Below are 18,668 nucleotides of genomic sequence, written 5' to 3'. Positions count from 1 at the left end.
TTTCACTCGTCAGCTCCTACAGGGAGGATTGCGTCTGTACCACCGGGGTGATGGGCGCCAACGGTTTCCGCTTCGCCGCACGCTCGCCAAGGAACAGCACCGAAGTGAAATTGAACCGACTGAACACCATCGCCAACAGCACCGGCCCGAGCAATCCACAACTCAGACCACCGAGCACCAGCAAGCTCTCATCCTTCACGCCGAGGCGCCCGAGAACAAACCGCGAGGTCGCCGCGAACAAAACATGAAAGAGGAAAATCGCATAGGAGTATCCGCCCAGCCAGGTCAGCGCTCTCGAACGCATGTCACTCGACAGCAACGCAATGCAAGACACGCAACCCACCGTCAAACCAATCAGGCTGCGGCGATCGACAATCAGCTCACGATCAATCGCCGCGACATACAACAGCGTCAGCGAGATCAGCACAAACAACAGCGGCCCGATCACTTTGAAACGCTGCTTCAAAACATCGACATTTTCCTGACCGATCATCCCCGCAACAAAAAACGGCAGCAGGTAAATCGCACCGTTGATACCGAACGCATCCAGCGGCAACGGCGGCAGCAGGAACAACACCGCAGCAAACGCAAACAAGCCATACAGCCGCGTCGCTGAACGCAACAGGCCGCGCCACTCCAGCAAGCCGACGAAGATGAAAATGCTGAACACCGCCTGCAGGAACCAGAAGTGGTTGATCGGCACCCAGAACGACAACAACGCGTCGATCACGCCGACGTCCTTGTTCACCCCCGGCCCCACCGCTTGCAGCACCGAGAACGGCACGCCGACGCAGAACAGCGGCACGATCAGCCGCCGCACCTTGCCAGCGAAGAAGGCGGAAAAGTCATTGCCGCGAATCTTGTAGATCGAATAGATGTAGCCGGAAATGAACGTGAACAGCGGCATGCGCACGTACACCATCGAGTCGGCGATGACCCGGAACGGCGAGCCGATGTCGATCTTCAAGCCGCCGCCCAGCGGGCCGATGACGTGATAGAGCACCAGCAGCAGGCACGCCAGGCCGCGTAGGGTTTCGATCTCCAGGGATTTTTTCTTGCTCGACATAGAGCACCTGCCTTAAGTGAGAATTCTTGATTCGACCTGCACCGGTTTGTTCGCGCGCAGCATCAAGCCCAGGCCGACGAACAACACCGGCACGACCATCGAGAAGTGTCGGGCGAAGGAGCCGAAGTCCGGCTCGAACAAGCCTTGCACCAACAGAAACGCCAGCGGAATCGCGATCAGTTCCTTGGGTTTGGTCTGGATCGGCGCGCCCTTGTAGTCGGTCGAAGTGATGACTTTGAACAGTAGCAGCGCGGTCATGATCATCAGCGCAACGAAGATCACCTGCCCCGGCCCGGACAGCAGAATCAGCTCAACCGGAAACGACAGGCGGAAGAAAATGATCATCGAGTCCAGTGCCTGGGAAACGAAGTCACTGCCGCTGAGCCACGACACGATGAGCGACTTCGAGCCCTCCTCGCCCGCCGTGCGCAGCTCGTTGTTGCTCGCCCGGATCGACGACACCGGAAAGCCCAGCGCCAGCTGAATGGCCATGGCCACCGCCAGATAAAACAGGAACAGCATCAGAAAGAAGGTGAAGCGCGAGACGTACTTTTTCATCACGCAGACGCCGACCCACGACAGCGAAAACAGAATCCAGTACGGCCGGATCAGCACACCGTAAATCACCGCCGAGAGAAAAAACCGCCGCGATATTTGCGCGTCAATGCGCTGAGCAGAATGCTCAACACCGCTACCGACACGATGATTTCCTTGGTCAGGTTCTCGAGGAAAAACGAGCGCACGATGCCCCACAGGCACAGGGTGCCGAAGATGGTCAACGGCATGCGCCGGAACACCACTACCGGAATTGCGGTGAGGAAGAAATTGCAGAACATGCCGTAGGCCCAGGCATTGGTCAGGTTGATCCCGGTGGGCCGCAGCAGGAACGCCGAACACTCGTAGGACGAGCGATCCGGCGAGAACGGGTTCCAGAAATTGCAGTTGTCGGCACGCGCATACGACGACCACAACGTCATCGCATCCGGACCCGGATCACGCGGCACCAGCAACGGCATCGCCACTGACAGAAACAGCCCGGTGAACAGAATCAGAAAGGAAATCGACGAATCGAATTTGCGCCCACGAAACTCGATGCGCGGCAGCTTCAAGCCCATGACAGCGCAGCCTTTTTCGCTCCGGTGACACGGGTCAACACTGCAATCACACCAAGTTGCACGACAATGGCGAAGACGTTGCCCCACGCCGCGCCATAGATCGAGTAATGCTTGATCAGCACATAGCTGACCGGCACTGAAATCAGCAGGCAGAGCGCCGCGCTGGCCAGCGACACCCGGCTGTTTTTCGAAGCAATCAAACCGCCCCAGACGATGTCGCCAATCGCCCGCAAAGCGAAGGAAACAATCAGCACCGCGAGGAGCGCGTTATCCGGGCGCGGCACGCTGCTGGCGACATAATCGAGCAGCACATTGAAAAACACATAGATCGCCACGGCCACAACGGCGGAGACCACTAGCGAGCGCATCACCCATTTGTTGACGAACAGTTGCCTGACCGTGAACGCCTGCTGATCGGCCTGAAACCGTTTGGCCAGCACCGGAATGCCGACCACCGCCACCACCGCATAAGACAATGCCTGCAAAGTGTTGGCCGCCGACCACGCGTACACATATTTACCGAGGCTGGCGTAGGGCTCCAGGTCGATGATCAGAAAGCGCTCGGCGTACTGACTCAGGGCGATCAGACCGGTGCCGAGATAGAACGGCAACCCGGCCTTCCACACCGTCGCGGTGTCCAGCGGCGCTGCTTCGCGGCCCTTGTGCACGTCAACCACGATCAGGTAACCCGCAATGATCACCAGCACGTTGGCGGCGACCCACAGCCACAACACACTGGCGATGCCCGCGACCCAGCCAAGCACCATGCCGCCCACCGCCAATACCGCCCACAGGCCGGTCTTGATGAAGAACAGCAAGGCGCCGGCGGTGGCTTTCTGCGCAGAAAACACGAAGGAATTGATTTCGAACGACAGGTGCTCAGTGAGCAGCACCAGGGTCACGCAGAGGATCAGCGTGGCGGTCGCTTCCACCGACTGGAACAGCGAATAGACCAGCACCGTCAGTACCGACAACAACAGCCCGACCGCCAGATACAGCAGCAGAACCTTGTCGACCACCCGCCGCGAGCTGCCGCCGACGCTGATCAGCCGGTTGATTTCGGAACTGAAGCCGACGCTGTAGAACTTCGAGGCGATCAGCGAAGCCGCGACCACCACACCATAAAAGCCCAGCGCCTCGTATCCGAGGTAATGGGTGATGGCCAACACCAGCAAGAACTTCGCGCCCAAGGCTCCGCCGCGAAGCAACAGCCGAAATATCATCGAACGACACCCTTGATGATTTCGTCCATGGCCACGGTTTTCGCCTCTATCTCGCGGCAGGTGTCGGTCAGGCGCTTGCCGAAATCCGCCAAGGCATTGGGCGCGTAAACGGTGTTGATGATGGTGTCGACGTCGATGTCGCCGCCGTTGATCACCCAGTCCTCGACGCCCATGTCCTGGTAGGCGCCAAAACCTTTGCGCTCGTAGCTGATGTGATACGCCGGCACGCCGGAGAGCAGCGATTCGATGGCGCCGTGCAGACGCACCGAGATCACCAGGTCCGGTTGGTACTTGGCAATGGTTGCCTTCAGCGACAGCAGGTCTTCGTTGATGCCCAGCTCGCGGTAGAACGCGCCGTCATCGTTGCCACGCACCGCGCTCTGTACCGCGCAGACCACTTTGCTTTTGTTCTTCAGACGCTGCAGCAGCAGTTTCAGATTGGCCACGTAAGCGACCTTCTTCTCTTTGCTCCACTCCGGTGGCTTGCGCAGCACCACGCAGACGGTCGCCGGCGAGGCGGCGCAGCGGGTGAATTTCGGTTGCTGAAGAATCTTGCTCGCCAGCGACTGCACGGCCAGATCCGGCGCGCGGTAGACGTTTTCGCAAGCGTCAAAAATCGCCGAGGAACGGTTGTCACGCACGAACACCGCATCGGCGCTGGCGTAGTGTTCGACGATCTTGCTGCTCTCGCCGTGGAACGGGCCGATGCTCTGCGGCAGGTACACCGAAGGCACCTTGCTGAGGATCGCGGTTTCCAATTGCTTGGCATGGCCGAGCTTCAGCTTGATGTGCTCGAAGGCGCTTTTCGAACGCATGTAACCGCCGCCGACACCGACGATCAGATCGGTTGTCTTCAGCAGATCGGCGAGCCCGGCGTAGGACTGATTGAGAAACACCGCTTGCTTGACCCGCCCCAGACCCTTGGCCGCCATCACCGGCGCATCGAAACGCGGGTGCGGCAGATAGTTGAACGACTCAGGGTCGGACGCCACGACACTGATCGCGGTGTCGTCACCGAAGTTACGCTGCACCAGAGCAATGGCCAGATCGACGAGCAGACCGTCACCGGAGTTGGACGCACTGTAGCCATGCAAAATCGTTACGTTCATAAGCTTGAGTTCTACTTAATAAGTGGGAGCGTGATACAGGTCGTAGGTCTGGCGGATCATCAACGCGGCGCTGAAACGTTCGCGGACAATGCTCCGGCCTTCGTTGCCGAGGTCGAGCAGGCGCGGCTTCTGGATGATCGTTAAAACGTCGGCCAGCGCCTGGTGATCGCCGGAGGGGAAGACGTAGCCGGACACTTCATTGGTGACCAGTTCCGGCAGTGAAGTGCAGTTGCTGGCGATCACCGGCAGCCCCATGGCCATGCCTTCCAGCGGCACCATGGCAAAGCCTTCCCAGCGACTCGGCACGATCAGCGCATCGGCTTTCTGATACAGCGCCTGCACTTCACTCGGGGTCACCCATGGCAGGTACTCGACCGAATCCATCGGCGGGCACTCGACCGAATCTTCGTTGACCGCACTGCCGACCACGGTGAGTTTCAGGTCGTTGCGGTTGACCTTGGCGTAGGCCTTGAGCAGCACGTCGAAGCCTTTCTGGTAATCCAGGCGCCCGACGAACAGCAGATGAATCGGCTCGGCGCCAGCGGTTTTTGGCGCGTCATCCTTGTGATGAATGCCGTTGTAGATCAGCTTCATGCGCTTGCGCTCGATACCGAAACGCGCGGCTTTATCCAGCTCGTACTGGCTGACGCAGATGATCACGTCGGTGACTTTCTGCAGCACGCGCTCGATCCACGCGTAGACCTTCTGCTTGGTCGGCGAGCTTTCCATCAGGAACGAAAACGCATGCGGGCAGTAGACGATTTTCGGCTTGCGCCATGGTCGCAACAGCACACACACCACACGGCCGATCACCCCGGAAAAGGTGCTGTGCAAATGCACCACGTCGGGTTTTTCCTTGAGCAGCACCTGGCTCAGACGCCAGGCGAAACGCAGCAGCGACGGCACGTTGCGGCCACTACGTGGAAAGGTGCGCACCTGCTGCGGGGCGATGCCGTGCAGCTCCTTGGCCTGATCCTCGGGCACCAGATAGACCAGTTGATAATTCGCTGCGTCGTCTTCTGGGGATGTCGAGATCGTGCGGATCACCGTCGCCACGCCACCTTTGATCGTCTCTGCCACGTGCAGTATTTTTTCACAACTCACCCACTTCAAACAGGAAAGAACAATCGGCAACCATCAGGATTTGTCGGACGCGTATTCGTAGTTGTAATAGCCAGTGCCGCCGTAATAGCTGGCCGCACGCTTCTCGACGCCGTTGAACACCGCGCCTTTCAACTCGATGCCGTTCTGGGCGAAGCGGCGAATGGTCAGTTCAATCTCCTTGGCCGGGTTCACCCCGAAGCGGGTGACGATCAGGCTGATGCCAGCCTCGCGACCGACGATGGCGGCATCCGTCACCGCCAGAAGCGGCGGCGTGTCGATGATCACCAGGTCGTAGCGCTCGCTGAGTTCTGCCAGCAGTTCGCGGAAGTTGGCGTGCATCAGCAGCTCGGAAGGATTGGGCGGCACCTGCCCCCGGCTGATGAAATGCAGGTTGTCGACTTCGACTTTGTTGATCGCCTGCTCAAGGGTGCAGCGCTTGACCAGCAGGTCGGACAAACCATTGCTGATCGGCGTGTTGAGGGTTTTGTGCAGGTGCCCTTTGCGCATGTCGGCATCGATCAGCACCACGCGCTGGCCGCTCAGGGCCATGACCGCCGCAAGGTTGGACGAGACGAAGGTCTTGCCGACCTGCGGGCTCGGCCCGGAAATCATGATGCGGTTGTTGGTCGAATCGAGCCCGGCAAAGTGCAGGCAGGTGCGCAGGCTGCGGATCGATTCGATCGACAGATCGGTCGGATTGCGCAGCGCCAGCAGGTACGCCGGTTTGTCGACGCCATCGCGGGCGCGGCCCTTTTTGTTGTCCTCTTCCTCCTGCAAGGCGCTGTAGGGAATCGACGCGTAAACCGGCAGGCCCAACTGCTCGATGCCTTCCGGGCCTTCAAGGCCACGGCTGAGGGATTTGCGCAGCAGCACCAGCGCCACGCCGACAAACGCGCCGAGCAATGTCGCGATCAGCACGATCAGTGGTTTCTTCGGTTTGATCGGATTGGTCAGGTCGACATCGGCGGTGTCGATCAGGCGCACGTTGCCGACGGCCCCGGCGCGGACGATGTCCAGTTCTTGGGATTTGTTCAGCAACTGCGTGTAGATCTGCGAAGCCACCTCGACGTCACGGGTCAGGTTGAGCAATTCCTGCTGGGTGGCCGGCAAGTCCTGAACCTTGCCTTCGAGGGATTTCTGCTGCTGGGTCAATTCGCCGATCTGCGTCATCAAGGCGCGATAGGCCGGGTGCTGTTTGGTGAACTTGCGATCGAGCTCGGCCTGCTGCATTTTCAGCTCGGAGATGCGCGTTTCCAGCGCCACCGACTGGCCCAGCACCGACTGGGTTTCCAGCGAGATGTTTACGGTCTTGCCGTGGGTCTGGTAGGCATTCAAGGCGTCGCTGGCCTTGGCCAGATCACGCTTGACCTGGGGCAACTGGCTTTGCAGAAACGCGAGGCTCTGCGCGGCTTCCGCCGAAGTGCGCCGTACGTTCTGTTCGACGTAGAGCGAGGCGATCTTGTTGAGAATCTTCACCGCCTCGGCCGCGTCCGAGCTGGCCAGCGCCAGACGAATGATCCCCGACTCTTTGCCTTGTTCGGAGATATCCAGCGCGTCCTGATAGCCCTGAATGGTCACAATCCGAGGATTGCGCACCACCTGAAAGCGCGTGCCGGGGTTGGCCGAAAAGTGCGCGATCTGCCCTTCCACGCCATCGTTGGCAAACGCTTCGCCGGCCACGCCTTCGGCGAGCAGATTGTCGTTTTCATCGAACAGCTGAAAACGCTGCTGCTCGCCGGCGATCAGGGTGAGTTTCTTGCCGAGCAGGTCTTTCGGCAATTGCAGCCGAGTGAACTCCAGACGTTCGCCGCCCCAGGCATAACTGTTCAAACCGAAACGCGGCGGCGCGACGCTGGTCTCGCTGTCACCGCGATAGCGCCGCGAAAGGAAGCCGCCGATCAACGGGAACGTGTTGGGCGTGACGTCGATATCCAGGCGCAGGTCGTCAACGGTTTTGCCGATCACCGCGCGGGATTTGATGATGCCGATTTCGGTCACCGACGGCGATTGCCCACCGAGCATGCTGTTGAGGTCGGAGAAACCGAGCATGTCGTTCTTTTTCGGTTCGACCTGCACCAGCGCGTTCGCCAGGTACACCGGCGTCGCCAGAACCGCATAGGCGACGCCGGTGACCATGAAGGCGCCCGTCAGCGCGCCGATCAGCCACTTCTGGTCGATCAGGCTGCCGAAGATGCCGAGCAGATCAATACTGTCTTGATCTTTGTCGCGGGTGCCGATTACGGACGGTAACTGCATAAGTCTGTTCTTACCATTTACTGTTCTGAAGAAGATTCATCAATGCCCGAGGCGCTTCGCCCATGAACTAACAGCATCTTCAATCAATGCATGGGCATGAATAAACGCGGCTTTGCCTTGACGATACGGATCATGTATTTCGCGCTCGCTCTGCCACTTGCCGAGCAGAAACACTTTGCCTCGGGCGTGCGAGGCAATCTTCAGCACTTGATTGACGTGGGCTTTTTCCATGACCAGGATCAGGTCCGAGTCATTGACGATGTCCGAAGTCAGTTGCCGCGCCTTGAAGGCCTCGGCGCAATGCCCGTGTTCTTCGAGAACCTGCCGCGCCGAGGCTTCCACGCCCTCGCCCACGCGGGCGGACAGGCCGGCTGAGGAAACGGTGATGGCGGACTGGCCCAGCGCGTTGCGCAGCAGCAGTTCAGCCGTCGGACTTCGGCATATATTGCCCACGCAGACAACGAGGATCTTTTTGAACAAGTCTTGCTTTCCTGTGTAATATCAAACAGCCAACATGCCGTGAAAGTTAATGAACCCTCACGACTTTCCTGCACTCAGAAATAGCTTCGCCCTGTTAGTACAGGAACATTAAGTACCACAGCGTTTTAAGCCGCCCCAACCACAATTAGCGGACTAAAAATAACTGTGATTTTCAGTTGCTGTTTTCCTGACAAAAAATAACATTCGCGCACTTAGTGCCATCACCGTTATCGGAAATTGAGTAACGGGATAAATATTCGTAGTTGTCATTCTCTTCAGGAGAGCAGACATGAAAACAGCACAGCGCAATAAACTCGCCGCCCTCGCCCTGATGGCGCTCGGTGCCACCAGCCAGGTTCACGCCAGTGAGCTGTTCCCCAACCTTCCGGCGAAAACCATCGGCGTGCAGGTGAAAATCCAGAGCTTCACCGCCGCCGATGCCGCACAAATCAAGGCCGCCGGCTTCAGCTTTGTGCGCTTCGGTGTGTGGAGCGACAGCCTCACCGCCAAGACTTATCAGAAACAGGTCAGTGACGCCTTCGCCGCCGCCGCTTCCGCCGGCCTGCCGGTGCTGCTGACGGTGCGCGCGATCAAGGCACTGCCGGCCACTTCGCCCGAGGAACTGAACGCCGCCGGCGGTAAGTTCGCCAACACTGTGACCGGGCTGGAAAAATCCTGGAGCTCGCAATTGGTGGCGATCGAAATCTGGAACGAGCCGGACCTGGAAACCTATTGGCCGACGCGCAATTTCGACACAACGTTCGTGCCGTTCATGGCCGGCATGTGCAAGGCCTTCGAAGCTCAGCCACAGACGACACCACGGGTCGGTTTCGGCTTCGCCCGGCCGCCAAGCGCGGGCTCGGCGTCGACGGTGGCGCTGAAAAGTATCGTCAGCGAGTACCCCAAATGCTTGAACGCCGTGTCCTACCACCCTTACGGCATGACCGCCACGCAGATCAGCAACGCGCAGACCTTCATCCAGCAGAACTTCAATCTGCCGGGGGTCATCAGTGAATGGGGGTGTCGGCCCTCGCCTCCAACGGCGGTCCTGAGGGGCAAGCAACCAAGATCAACGCGTTTATTACCGACGTTAAACGCCTCAATATTCCCCTGACCTCTATCTATGAATGGCGGAACAGTGATTCAGGCAGCAACGATCGCGAGAAGAACTTCGGCTTTCTGACCTCTGACGGCCAGCCAAAACCGGCGCGGTTGTCCGTGGAAGGTGTGTTGAACGCTGAGTAGGCGTTGGGCGACCGGCCTGTTCACAGGTCGGTTGCTTTGAACCTGTGGGCTGTTTTGGCATCGTATTCAGCGACACCGCGCCCCGCCTTTCAAACAATCGTTTTCAGGTTGTTGCCGCAGGGGCCATCGATCCACCAATGCACCCTTGAGTGCCCGTCAGCGCTCGGGTAATGTCTTCAGACCCATAGGATAGAGCACGCCCATGACTTCCAAGCTGGAACAACTCAAACAGTTCACCACCGTGGTTGCCGACACCGGCGACTTCGAAGCGATCGCCCGAGTCAAACCGGTCGACGCCACCACCAACCCTTCCCTGCTGCTCAAGGCTTCGGCCATTCACGGTTACGCCGAACTGCTGAACGATTGCGTTCGCGACTGCAAGGGCGATGTCGGCCTGGCCAGCGACCGTTTCGGCGTCGCAGTGGGCAAAGAAATTCTCAACGTGGTTCCGGGCCGCATCTCCACCGAAGTGGATGCGCGCCTGTCCTTCGACCAGGATGCGATCCTCAAGCGCGCGCATCGCCTGATCGAGCTGTACGACAAGGCCGGCGTCGGCCGCGACCGCGTGTTGATCAAGATCGCCTCGACCTGGGAAGGCATCCGCGCCGCCGAGATCCTCGAGAAGGAAGGCATCCAGACCAACCTGACCCTGCTGTTCTCTTTCGCCCAGGCCGCCGCCTGCGCCGATGCCGGGGTGTTCCTGATTTCGCCGTTCGTGGGCCGTATCTACGACTGGTACAAGAAGGCCAACGGCAACGACTACACCGGCGCTGATGATCCGGGCGTGCAGTCGGTGACGCGCATCTACAACTACTACAAGGCCAACGACTACAAGACCGTGGTCATGGGCGCGAGCTTCCGTAACATCAACCAGATCGAGCAACTGGCTGGCTGCGATCGCCTGACGATCAGCCCGGAACTGCTGGAGAAGCTCGCCGCCGATACCGGCAAGCTGGAACGCAAACTGGCGCCGGGCAATGCCGGTGAAGCGCGTCTGAGCCTCAACGAAGCGCAATTCCGCTGGTTGTCCAACGAAGACGCGATGGCCACCGAGAAACTGGCTGAAGGCATCCGTCAGTTCGCCCGCGACCAGGAAAAACTGGAAGCATTGCTGCAGGCCAAGCTGTGATTTGAGTCTGTAGAACGCAAAAAGGGCGAACCTGTGAGGGTTCGCCCTTTTTCATTTGCCTGCACTGATAAATGTATCGACCGACCCGACGCCATCGCGGGCAAGCCCGCTCCCACAGGGTATGTGGAGAACCTAAGTTTGAGGTTTCACACGATCATTGTGGGAGCGGGCTTGCCCGCGATGAGGCCAGCCCAGACACCATCAATTCATGAGGTCAGTGTCTTTCCAGGGCATTGACCAGATCATGAAACGCTTCACGATTGGAATCGTTCAGGCCCATGAGAATCTTGTGCGCTTCCAGCACCTTGATTCGCACCACTTCTTCGGACTGGTCCTGATCCGGCAGGTCGTCCAGGCACTCCGGGCACGGCACCGGGTGGTTGACGATGTTGAACACCTGCTCGAAGCCCATCGACTGCAAAAGCCGAGTGATGTCTTCGTGGGTGGTGACAACCGTCGGCAACAGGCCGACCTTCTGCCGCGACAGGATCGACAGTTTGGCCAGCAGGCCCAGGGTGGTGCTGTCGATGCTGCGGGTTTCGGTCAAATCGATCACGATCGCGTTGAAATTCAGCGCGGTGAAGATTTTCTCAATAGTCGCATCCAACGCCGAACACAGGGTCAGGCGAACTTCACCGACGAACTTCAGGACGAAGGTGCCGTCCTGCTCGGCGAACTGGATTCTACCGGTACTCATTAAAGATTCCTGCTCAACACCAACAGGGCGATATCATCCGGCATCTCCCCTAGCGTGGCCAAACCAAACACTTGCCGCAGACCATCCAGGCTGCCGCCCGCCGACTTCACCCGTTCGGGCAAAGCAGCCTCTTTTTCTTTGAGCGTTGCTTCCGGCAAAAGGTCCAGAATGCCATCAGACATCAGCGTCAGGCTGAACGTCGGCGGCAGCTCAAGCACGTGGTCTTCGTAGGTGGCTTCGTTGAAAAGCCCCACCGGCAGACCACGGCCTTCGAGATAACGAACACTGTCAGGCGTGTACAACACAGGCAAAGGCAGATGGCCGCCGATGCTATAGGTCAACAAACCGGTCTCCTCGTCGATGACTCCACCGACCATTGTGACGTGTTTACCCAGCTTACAACTGATCAGCCCCCGGTTGATATGACCGAGCACTTCCGAAGGTTTGAACTCCGGCAAGGTACCGCTGCGTTTTGACTCGAAGAGCAAACGCGTGGTCATGAACTTCAACAGCACGGTGACGAAGGCTGATGACGCACCATGCCCGGAAACATCCGCCAGATAAAACGCGACCCGGCGCTCGTCAACGCGGAAATAGTCGACAAAATCACCCGACAGGTACAGCGACGGGATGATCTGGTGGGCAAAGTTGAATTCGTCGATGCTCCACGGACTTTCCGGCAGCATGTTCATCTGCACCTGGCGACCGGCGTTCTGGTCTTCCTGGAGCAGGTTCAGGCTGGCTTCGAGCTCGCGATTGGCCTTTTCCAGCTTCTCGCTGTAGCGCTGGTTTTCCAGCAGCAGTCGCGCACGATCCAGGGCCCGGCGCACGGAGTGCTCGAGCACAGCCAGATCTTCGAGAGGCTTGATCAGGTAATCCGCCGCACCAAGGCGCAGGGCCTCGACTGCGTCGTTCATCACCCCGGCACCCGAGACCACGATCACCGGCGTCTCCGGTGAGCGCTCGGTAACCTGACGGATCAGTTCGAGACCGCCCATCTGCGGCATGCGTAGATCGCAGATGACCAGATCGGGCTCGTCTTGCTCGAATACCTGAAGACCCTGTTGACCGTTGCCGGCCTGCAGGACGCTGAAACCACTGTCTTCCAGATAGGCCGCGAGGCTCGCGCGCACTACCTCGTCATCATCGATTATCAGCAGCGTGGCACTGGTTTTTGGCATGTGGGCAAACGGCGCCAGAATTAGGTTGGCGTAGTGAGCGGGGCAACGGCCCTGCGCAGACTACTGGATTCGCTTTCTAGCCTCTCTGTTGCAGCGCTTTCAAGCATTCGCCTGGCGCGCGGTTTTAAACAGAGGTGCCCTTCTAAGGCGCAGACGGTACTCCCATCCGCAGAGCGTTTCAAGCATGCGCCGATTGTCGCTTGACGACTTTGTTTGTCAAATCACCGGGAGTTATAAGAACCGCTCCAACGGTAACCCGATGGAAGGTAGTGGCAGTCGCAGGCGACGCTCTAGCGCGGACAAAAAAGGCGACCCGAGGGCCGCCTTTTTCATCACCGGTCAAAATCAGAAATCGTCTTCAACCTGACCGTCCTTCACCTTGAACTCGCGGTTCTGCAGGTAAGCGTTGCGGATGAAGGTGTATTTATCGCCGCTGATCAGCTTCTCGCTCGACAGCAGGCTGGCGCGGGTGTCGACGATGTTCAGGCCGAAGATCGAGTTACGCGTCGGCACGTGGTCGATGTAGCGGTACATGCCGGTGAAGCTGTCGACGTATTTGGACGGTGCGTCACGCAGGGTGCTCGGCCCCATCAGCGGCAGCATCACGTACGGGCCGCTGCCCACGCCCCAGTAACCGAGGGTCTGACCGAAGTCTTCGTCGCTGCGGTTCAAGCCCATCTTGGTGCCGACATCAAAGAAGCCGAGCAGACCGAAGGTGGTGTTGAAAATCAGTCGGGCGGTATCAACGCCCGCCGCAGCCGGTTTGGCCTGGAGGATGTTGTTCGCCAGGTTGGTCACGTCACCGACGTTGCGGAACATGTTGTGAATGCCGTCTTCGACGAACTGCGGGGTGATGAACTCATAACCCTGGGCCAATGGCTTCAGCGCGTAGGTGTCAACGAAGTCGTTGAACTGGAAAATCGGCCGGTTGACGCTTTCCCAAGGGTCTTCTTCGGTGGCCGCCTGGGTGGCGAACGGCGCCAGCAACAGGCTGGCACATACACTTAGCTGAGTGAGCGAAGGGCTCCAGCGCATAGAAAAACTCCTTGGATTCGATACTGGCGCGGTCCTCTCGGCCCGGGCATTAAGGCCGCTAGTATAAGCGTAAACGGCGATTTGGGCAGTGCGCCGCTGCAACGATATGCAGGAAGTTTCCTACGCAGGCTTTCACCCGCCTGTCATGCAACTGTCACCCCAGCGCCTTAGTCTTGAGCGTTATTTCAGGGACGTTGCCATGACTCACGCCGAAACCTTGCCCGTCGCCGCGCCCGGCCTGACTGCCGTGCTGTTCGGCCTGAGCGGTTGCCTGGTGGATTTCGGTGCCCGCGCCGCGCGAGAGCTCAACCCCCAGCCGGAACATGCCAAAACTACACCGGGCGCACTCGATAGCCTGAAAAGTTTGCAGCGCCAGGGAATTCCCTGCGCGTGGCTCGACGAATTGCCCCCTGCCCTCGCTCAGCCACTGGCCGCGTCGCTGCCGGACTGGATCAAACCGACGCAACATTCAGCAACAATGAATCCGTGGCCAGCGCCCAACGCGTGCTGGCAGGCGTTGATGAGTTTGAACATCGACCGCCTCGACGGTTGCGTGCTGGTCAGTGGTGAGCCGCGCCTGTTACAGGCCGGTCTGAATGCCGGGTTATGGACGATTGGCCTGGCGTCCTGTGGCTCGCTGTGCGGCCTTAACCCAAGCGAATGGCAGGCGCTCTCGCAAAAGGAGCGCGAACAGTTGCGCGGCAAGGCAACTGTGCAGTTGTTCGGCCTGGGCGTGCATTCGGTAATCGATCATCTCGGCGAACTGGACGCCTGCCTCGCCGACATCAGCTTGCGCCGCGCCAAAGGCGAAAAGCCCTGACCGGCGTCATGCAGGTTTACCGAGAGTGGATTAATCTAAAGGTCAGCCATAGACCTTTGGCGCGTGGCTGCGGTCAATGCCAGTGCCTATTGATAAAAGGAAACCACCATGCCCGCCCAAGAACTGCAAAAACAGCTCGATACACTGCGCGAGCAGCTGAAACACAATCCACCGCTGTCGGAAGCAGAGCGTGAAGATCTGCATGCGCTGATGGCGCAGATCGAATCGGAGATCCAGCTGGAAACTGCCACCCAGAACGCAAGCATCGCCGATGGCGTGAACCTGGCAGTGGAGCGCTTCGAAGTCGAACACCCGGCGATCGCCGGCACCCTGCGCAACATCGTCAACGCGCTGGGCAGCATGGGCATCTGACGCCCCGCCGCACAAAAAAGCCCTGCCAGCGATGGCAGGGCTTTTTCATTTGCAAAATGTGCATGCAAGCCCTTGTGGGAGCGAGCCTGCTCGCGAAGGCGTCGTATCAGTCGACATCATCGTTTAATGACACACCGCATTCGCGAGCAGGCTCGCTTCCACATTGGATGTCGCACATTCAGGATCTTTATTGACGTACGAGCCGATGATTTGGCAACTGCACCTCTTCAGTGCTGCGATACGGATTGATATCCAGCCCACCCCGGCGAACGTAACGTGCAAACACGGTGAGCTTTTCAGGTTTCAACAACCGCTGCAGATCGAGGAAAATCCGCTCAACGCATTGCTCATGGAAGTCCGAATGCTGGCGGAAGCTGACGATGTACTCCAGCAGGCTGGCGTGATCCAGCGCCGCGCCGCGATATTCCACTACCACGCTGCCCCAGTCCGGCTGGCTGGTCACCGGGCAGTTGGATTTGAGCAGGTGGCTGTGCACGCTCTCCTCGACCACGCGCGAATTGTCGCAACGCAGCAGCTCCGGACGCGGATGCTCATAGTTGCTCACGCTGATATCCAGATCGTCGATGCACACGCCCGGCAACGCCACCACGCCTTCGGCTTCGACGTCCTTCAGACTGCGAACCCGAACGCCCACAGGTTTACCGGCAGCGGCGGACAGATCCTTGACCAACGTCGCTTGCAATATGGCAACGTCGGCGAACGGCGTCTGGTTCAGCGAGTTGAGGTAGAGCTTGAACGACTTCGATTCGATGATGTTCGGCGAGTCCGCCGGGATGCTGAATTCAGCGATCGCCACCACCGGTTTGCCCGAGGGCAGCAGCCACGACAGCTCGAAGCAGTTCCAGAAATCCATGCCTTTATACGGCAGGGTTTCGGCGGTCAGGCCCAGCTCGGCCCATTTCGCGGTGCGCGGAATCGGGAACAACAGGGACGGCGTGTACGTGGCGATGTATTCGCTGGATTTGCCCAGCGGCGAATGTTCGGCTGCGGGATGCATGGCGGAAACCTGACTGAAGAATCAGCGGATTCTACCAGCCTTTGCCCGCGCCTTTGAGTGCTTACTGACTGACTGTCAGTTTGCCGACCATGCCGGCCTGATAATGCCCGGGGATATTGCAGGCAAACTCGAGCACCGTGGCCTTGCTGAAGGTCCAGGTCAACTCGGCGGTTTTACCGGGCTCGACCAGCACGCTGTTGGGGTCGTCATGCTGCATGCCGTGGCCCATCGCCGCGTGATTCATGCCCGCCATGTCGTGGGACATTTCTTTCATGCCTGTCGGCGTTAGCATGCCGCTTTGCTGCATCTGCAACATTTCCTGCTGGTGACTGGCATGCATCGCCGCATCACCGAGGTTGAATTCATGCAGCAACTGGCCTTTATTCACCAGTACAAAGCGAACCGTCTCACCGGCCTTGACCTGTATGGCTTTCGGGTCGAAGTTCATGTCGCCCATGACGATTTCGATAGTCCGCGTGGCATGGCTCGCCGCTGCCGGCTGGCCGAAGGCGAAGGTGTGCGCGGGTGCCGCCCAGGCTGGCGAACTCAATGCCAGCAGACAGGTGGCTATTTTCAGCGAGGTGCGCAAAAACATGGTCGTACTCCAACAAGACAAGGTTCAGCCTGTGGGAAACTCTAACCACCCAGTGCTGGCATCGACCTGACAGGCAGATTACAACTTTGTCAGCTTGGCGCTTATCGCCGGATCTCACGGTATAACGCCCTCGCCCTTCCAAATACCAACCCCGCCCGAGTCGCCCATGAAACTGTTGATCGTCGAAGACCAAGCGAAAACCGGCCAATACCTGCGTCAGGGCCTGACCGAGGCCGGATTCAATACCGAGCTGGTGGCCGATGGCATCAGCGGCCAGCAATTGGCCTTGAGCGGCGATTACGCGCTGTTGATCCTCGATGTGATGCTGCCCGGGCGCAGTGGCTGGCAGATTCTGCAAGCGGTGCGCAGCGCTGGCCTCGAAACGCCGGTACTTTTTCTCACCGCCAAAGACGCCGTGGAGGACAGGGTTCACGGCCTCGAACTGGGCGCCGACGATTATCTGGTCAAGCCATTCGCCTTTTCCGAGCTGCTCGCGCGGGTGCGCAGCCTGTTGCGGCGCGGCAGCGGTATCGCCCAGGAAACCAGCCTGCAACTGGCCGATCTGCGCCTGGATCTGATCCGCCGCCGGGTCGAACGCAGCGGCCAGCGCATCGACCTGACCGCCAAGGAATTCGCCCTGCTGGAAATGCTCCTGCGCCGTCAGGGTGAAGTCCTGCCCAAATCGCTGATCGCCTCGCAGGTTTGGGACATGAATTTCGACAGCGACACCAACGTCATCGAAGTGGCGATCCGCCGCTTGCGCCTGAAGATCGACGATGACTTCCCCAACAAGTTGATCCATACCGTGCGCGGCATGGGTTATGTGCTCGAAGAGCGTTCGCTGTGATGCGTCGTTGGTCCTTGAGCACGCGCCTGGCACTGTTGTTTGCCGCCTGCACTGCGGTGGTCTCGCTGTTCGCCGGGGTGCTGTTCGACCGGGCCAGCGAGGCGCACTTCATCGAACTTGACCAGCAACAACTGGAGACGAAGCTGATCGGCCTGCGCCGCGCCTTGCAGGATCTGCAGCCTGCTCAACGCGAAGCGCGGCTGGCCGATGAACTCAGCCGTCAGGCGGATCTGTCGTTGCGCATCACCAGCGGCGATGGCCAGCACTGGTATGACAGCTCGGTGCAGATTCCGAAGAATCTGCCGCTGCAAACTGGCCTGTCGACCATCAGCCATGACGGCACCGATTACCGCGTGCTGCGCGCCCCGCTCTACCCGGACACAGCGGATTCGCCACAACTGACGCTGCTGTTGGACATCACCCATCACCAGCATTTTCTTGAGCGCATGCAGCATCTGATCTGGCTGACCGTCGGCCTGTCGGCGCTGGCCACTGCCCTGCTCGGCGCCTGGGCCGCGCGCAGCGGTCTGCGCCCGTTGCGGCGGATGAGCGCGGTGGCCCGTGGGATTTCTGCGCAATCGCTGAATGCCCGACTGCCTGAAGAGAAGATGCCACCAGAGCTTGCAGAAATGGCCTACAGCTTCAACGCCATGCTCGCACGCCTCGACGACTCGTTTCAGCGCCTCTCGGCGTTCTCCGCCGACATTGCCCATGAGCTGCGCACACCGTTGTCGAATCTGCTGACCCACACCCAGGTCACCCTCACCCGCCCTCGGGGGCTGGAGGATTACCGCGAAGCGCTGCACAGCAACCTCGAAGAACTGCAATGGATGGCGCAACTGGTCAACGACATGCTCTACCTGGCCAAGGCAGACCACGGCTTGCTGATGCCCAAGCGCGAACCACTGGAGCTGGCGGATGAGGCCGACATGCTGCTGGAGTTTTTGCGCCATTGGCGGAAGACGCTGGCGTGAGTTTGAGCCGTGAAGGTGAGGCGCAAATCGAAGGTGATCGGGGCATGTTGCGCCGGGCGTTGTCGAACCTGCTGGATAACGCGCTGCGGTTTACCCCGGCCGAGGGTTATGTGCGCTTGCGCATCGTCGACGAGGCGAAAGCTGTGCGCGTTTGCGTCGAGAATAGTGGCCAAGGGATTTCAGCGCACGCGCTGCCACGTTTGTTTGACCGGTTCTATCGGGCGGACCCTGCACGGCAGGAAGGCAGCAGTGAACATGCGGGGTTGGGCTTGGCAATTACCCAGTCGATCGTGCGGGCACATGGCGGGCAGATTCGTTGTGAATCTGAAGCGGGTTGGACGCGGTTTGTGATCGAGTTGCCTCGGACCTGATCGTTCCCACGCTCTGCGTGGGAATGCAGCC

Annotated in this window: 15 protein-coding genes and 3 pseudogenes; 6 read left to right on the top strand and 12 right to left on the bottom strand. The window is 59.3% G+C overall.

The window, feature by feature from the left end; translation table 11 throughout:
- Positions 1–16: 16 nt before the first annotated feature.
- The 7 genes and pseudogenes from ACZZ0K_RS06370 to ACZZ0K_RS06340 form a co-directional block, all read right to left on the bottom strand.
- On the bottom strand, positions 17–1,066 hold the full coding sequence (locus tag ACZZ0K_RS06370; protein ID WP_150741244.1) for an acyltransferase family protein: 1,050 nt from the start codon (positions 1,064–1,066) through the stop codon (positions 17–19).
- Positions 1,067–1,078: 12 nt separating this feature from the next.
- Positions 1,079–2,181: pseudogene (locus tag ACZZ0K_RS06365) on the bottom strand (hypothetical protein).
- Positions 2,172–3,404, bottom strand: coding sequence for an oligosaccharide flippase family protein (locus ACZZ0K_RS06360; RefSeq protein WP_150741245.1), 1,233 nt, complete (start codon positions 3,402–3,404; stop codon positions 2,172–2,174). Before ACZZ0K_RS06360 ends, ACZZ0K_RS06365 begins: the two are co-directional and overlap by 10 nt.
- Positions 3,401–4,513: a polysaccharide pyruvyl transferase family protein gene (locus tag ACZZ0K_RS06355; protein ID WP_258706985.1), complete on the bottom strand. Its 1,113-nt coding sequence runs from the start codon at positions 4,511–4,513 to the stop codon at positions 3,401–3,403. Before ACZZ0K_RS06355 ends, ACZZ0K_RS06360 begins: the two co-directional genes overlap by 4 nt.
- 15 nt (positions 4,514–4,528) lie before the next feature.
- On the bottom strand, positions 4,529–5,617 hold the full coding sequence (locus tag ACZZ0K_RS06350; protein WP_463559019.1) for a glycosyltransferase: 1,089 nt from the start codon (positions 5,615–5,617) through the stop codon (positions 4,529–4,531).
- A gap of 33 nt (positions 5,618–5,650) precedes the next feature.
- The gene (locus ACZZ0K_RS06345) at positions 5,651–7,873 is read right to left on the bottom strand and encodes a polysaccharide biosynthesis tyrosine autokinase (RefSeq protein WP_258706986.1); all 2,223 of its coding nucleotides are present in this window, start codon (positions 7,871–7,873) and stop codon (positions 5,651–5,653) included.
- A gap of 39 nt (positions 7,874–7,912) precedes the next feature.
- Complete coding sequence (locus tag ACZZ0K_RS06340; protein WP_073471426.1) at positions 7,913–8,353, bottom strand: low molecular weight protein-tyrosine-phosphatase; 441 nt, start codon at positions 8,351–8,353, stop codon at positions 7,913–7,915.
- 289 nt (positions 8,354–8,642) lie between these two features.
- Here ACZZ0K_RS06340 and ACZZ0K_RS06335 point away from each other — a divergent pair.
- Together ACZZ0K_RS06335 and tal are read left to right on the top strand one after the other, a co-directional pair.
- Positions 8,643–9,598 (top strand): annotated as a pseudogene (locus ACZZ0K_RS06335) (glycosyl hydrolase family 5).
- 202 nt (positions 9,599–9,800) lie between these two features.
- Entirely contained in the window at positions 9,801–10,727 is a 927-nt protein-coding gene (tal, locus tag ACZZ0K_RS06330; RefSeq protein WP_041477315.1) for a transaldolase, read from the top strand.
- A gap of 214 nt (positions 10,728–10,941) precedes the next feature.
- Here tal and rssC read toward each other — a convergent pair whose 3' ends face one another.
- From rssC to ACZZ0K_RS06315, 3 genes are all read right to left on the bottom strand, one after another.
- On the bottom strand, positions 10,942–11,424 hold the full coding sequence (rssC, locus tag ACZZ0K_RS06325; protein ID WP_003226553.1) for an anti-sigma factor antagonist RssC: 483 nt from the start codon (positions 11,422–11,424) through the stop codon (positions 10,942–10,944).
- The gene (gene rssB / locus ACZZ0K_RS06320) at positions 11,424–12,605 is read right to left on the bottom strand and encodes a two-component system response regulator RssB (protein ID WP_041477317.1); all 1,182 of its coding nucleotides are present in this window, start codon (positions 12,603–12,605) and stop codon (positions 11,424–11,426) included. Before rssB ends, rssC begins: the two co-directional genes overlap by 1 nt.
- Positions 12,606–12,950: 345 nt before the next feature.
- Positions 12,951–13,640: an MlaA family lipoprotein gene (locus ACZZ0K_RS06315; RefSeq protein ID WP_150741249.1), complete on the bottom strand. Its 690-nt coding sequence runs from the start codon at positions 13,638–13,640 to the stop codon at positions 12,951–12,953.
- A 199-nt stretch (positions 13,641–13,839) separates the two neighbouring features.
- Between ACZZ0K_RS06315 and ACZZ0K_RS06310 the strand changes: the two genes are divergently transcribed.
- Positions 13,840–14,460 carry an HAD family phosphatase gene (locus tag ACZZ0K_RS06310; protein WP_236169411.1) on the top strand — a complete coding sequence of 207 codons (621 nt, stop codon included), beginning with the start codon at positions 13,840–13,842 and terminating at the stop codon, positions 14,458–14,460.
- A gap of 108 nt (positions 14,461–14,568) precedes the next feature.
- A complete protein-coding gene (locus ACZZ0K_RS06305) occupies positions 14,569–14,832 on the top strand; it encodes a DUF4404 family protein (RefSeq protein WP_150741251.1) in 264 nt (87 codons plus the stop codon).
- Positions 14,833–15,019: 187 nt separating this feature from the next.
- Here the strand turns inward: ACZZ0K_RS06305 and queF are convergent, their stop codons facing one another.
- Positions 15,020–15,850 (bottom strand): NADPH-dependent 7-cyano-7-deazaguanine reductase QueF, encoded by an 831-nt coding sequence (gene queF, locus ACZZ0K_RS06300; RefSeq protein ID WP_258706987.1) that lies wholly within the window; start codon positions 15,848–15,850, stop codon positions 15,020–15,022.
- A gap of 61 nt (positions 15,851–15,911) precedes the next feature.
- Positions 15,912–16,445: a copper-resistant cuproprotein CopI gene (gene copI, locus ACZZ0K_RS06295; protein ID WP_258706988.1), complete on the bottom strand. Its 534-nt coding sequence runs from the start codon at positions 16,443–16,445 to the stop codon at positions 15,912–15,914.
- A gap of 166 nt (positions 16,446–16,611) precedes the next feature.
- On the opposite strand from copI, the gene ACZZ0K_RS06290 reads away from it, so the two are divergent.
- Together ACZZ0K_RS06290 and ACZZ0K_RS06285 are read left to right on the top strand one after the other, a co-directional pair.
- Complete coding sequence (locus ACZZ0K_RS06290; RefSeq protein ID WP_252884593.1) at positions 16,612–17,292, top strand: heavy metal response regulator transcription factor; 681 nt, start codon at positions 16,612–16,614, stop codon at positions 17,290–17,292.
- Positions 17,292–18,637, top strand: a pseudogene (locus tag ACZZ0K_RS06285) (heavy metal sensor histidine kinase). Before ACZZ0K_RS06290 ends, ACZZ0K_RS06285 begins: the two are co-directional and overlap by 1 nt.
- The last annotated feature ends 31 nt before the right edge of the window (positions 18,638–18,668 follow it).

Source organism: Pseudomonas sp. AC255, assembly GCF_979258175.1.
The sequence above is the reverse complement of the archived record's forward strand: the minus strand, read 5'-3'. Positions and strand labels throughout refer to the sequence as shown.

What these genes read in the sequence shown, in the direction of transcription:
- ACZZ0K_RS06360 (WP_150741245.1), bottom strand. Translation starts at nt 3,404, where the DNA reads ATGATATTTCGGCTGTTGCTTCGCGGCGGAGCCTTGGGCGCGAAGTTC.
- ACZZ0K_RS06370 (WP_150741244.1), bottom strand. Translation starts at nt 1,066, where the DNA reads ATGTCGAGCAAGAAAAAATCCCTGGAGATCGAAACCCTACGCGGCCTG.
- rssC (WP_003226553.1), bottom strand. Translation starts at nt 11,424, where the DNA reads ATGAGTACCGGTAGAATCCAGTTCGCCGAGCAGGACGGCACCTTCGTC.
- ACZZ0K_RS06310 (WP_236169411.1), top strand. Translation starts at nt 13,840, where the DNA reads ATGACTCACGCCGAAACCTTGCCCGTCGCCGCGCCCGGCCTGACTGCC.
- rssB (WP_041477317.1), bottom strand. Translation starts at nt 12,605, where the DNA reads ATGCCAAAAACCAGTGCCACGCTGCTGATAATCGATGATGACGAGGTA.
- copI (WP_258706988.1), bottom strand. Translation starts at nt 16,445, where the DNA reads ATGTTTTTGCGCACCTCGCTGAAAATAGCCACCTGTCTGCTGGCATTG.
- ACZZ0K_RS06315 (WP_150741249.1), bottom strand. Translation starts at nt 13,640, where the DNA reads ATGCGCTGGAGCCCTTCGCTCACTCAGCTAAGTGTATGTGCCAGCCTG.
- ACZZ0K_RS06290 (WP_252884593.1), top strand. Translation starts at nt 16,612, where the DNA reads ATGAAACTGTTGATCGTCGAAGACCAAGCGAAAACCGGCCAATACCTG.
- queF (WP_258706987.1), bottom strand. Translation starts at nt 15,850, where the DNA reads ATGCATCCCGCAGCCGAACATTCGCCGCTGGGCAAATCCAGCGAATAC.
- ACZZ0K_RS06305 (WP_150741251.1), top strand. Translation starts at nt 14,569, where the DNA reads ATGCCCGCCCAAGAACTGCAAAAACAGCTCGATACACTGCGCGAGCAG.
- ACZZ0K_RS06345 (WP_258706986.1), bottom strand. Translation starts at nt 7,873, where the DNA reads ATGCAGTTACCGTCCGTAATCGGCACCCGCGACAAAGATCAAGACAGT.
- tal (WP_041477315.1), top strand. Translation starts at nt 9,801, where the DNA reads ATGACTTCCAAGCTGGAACAACTCAAACAGTTCACCACCGTGGTTGCC.
- ACZZ0K_RS06355 (WP_258706985.1), bottom strand. Translation starts at nt 4,513, where the DNA reads ATGAACGTAACGATTTTGCATGGCTACAGTGCGTCCAACTCCGGTGAC.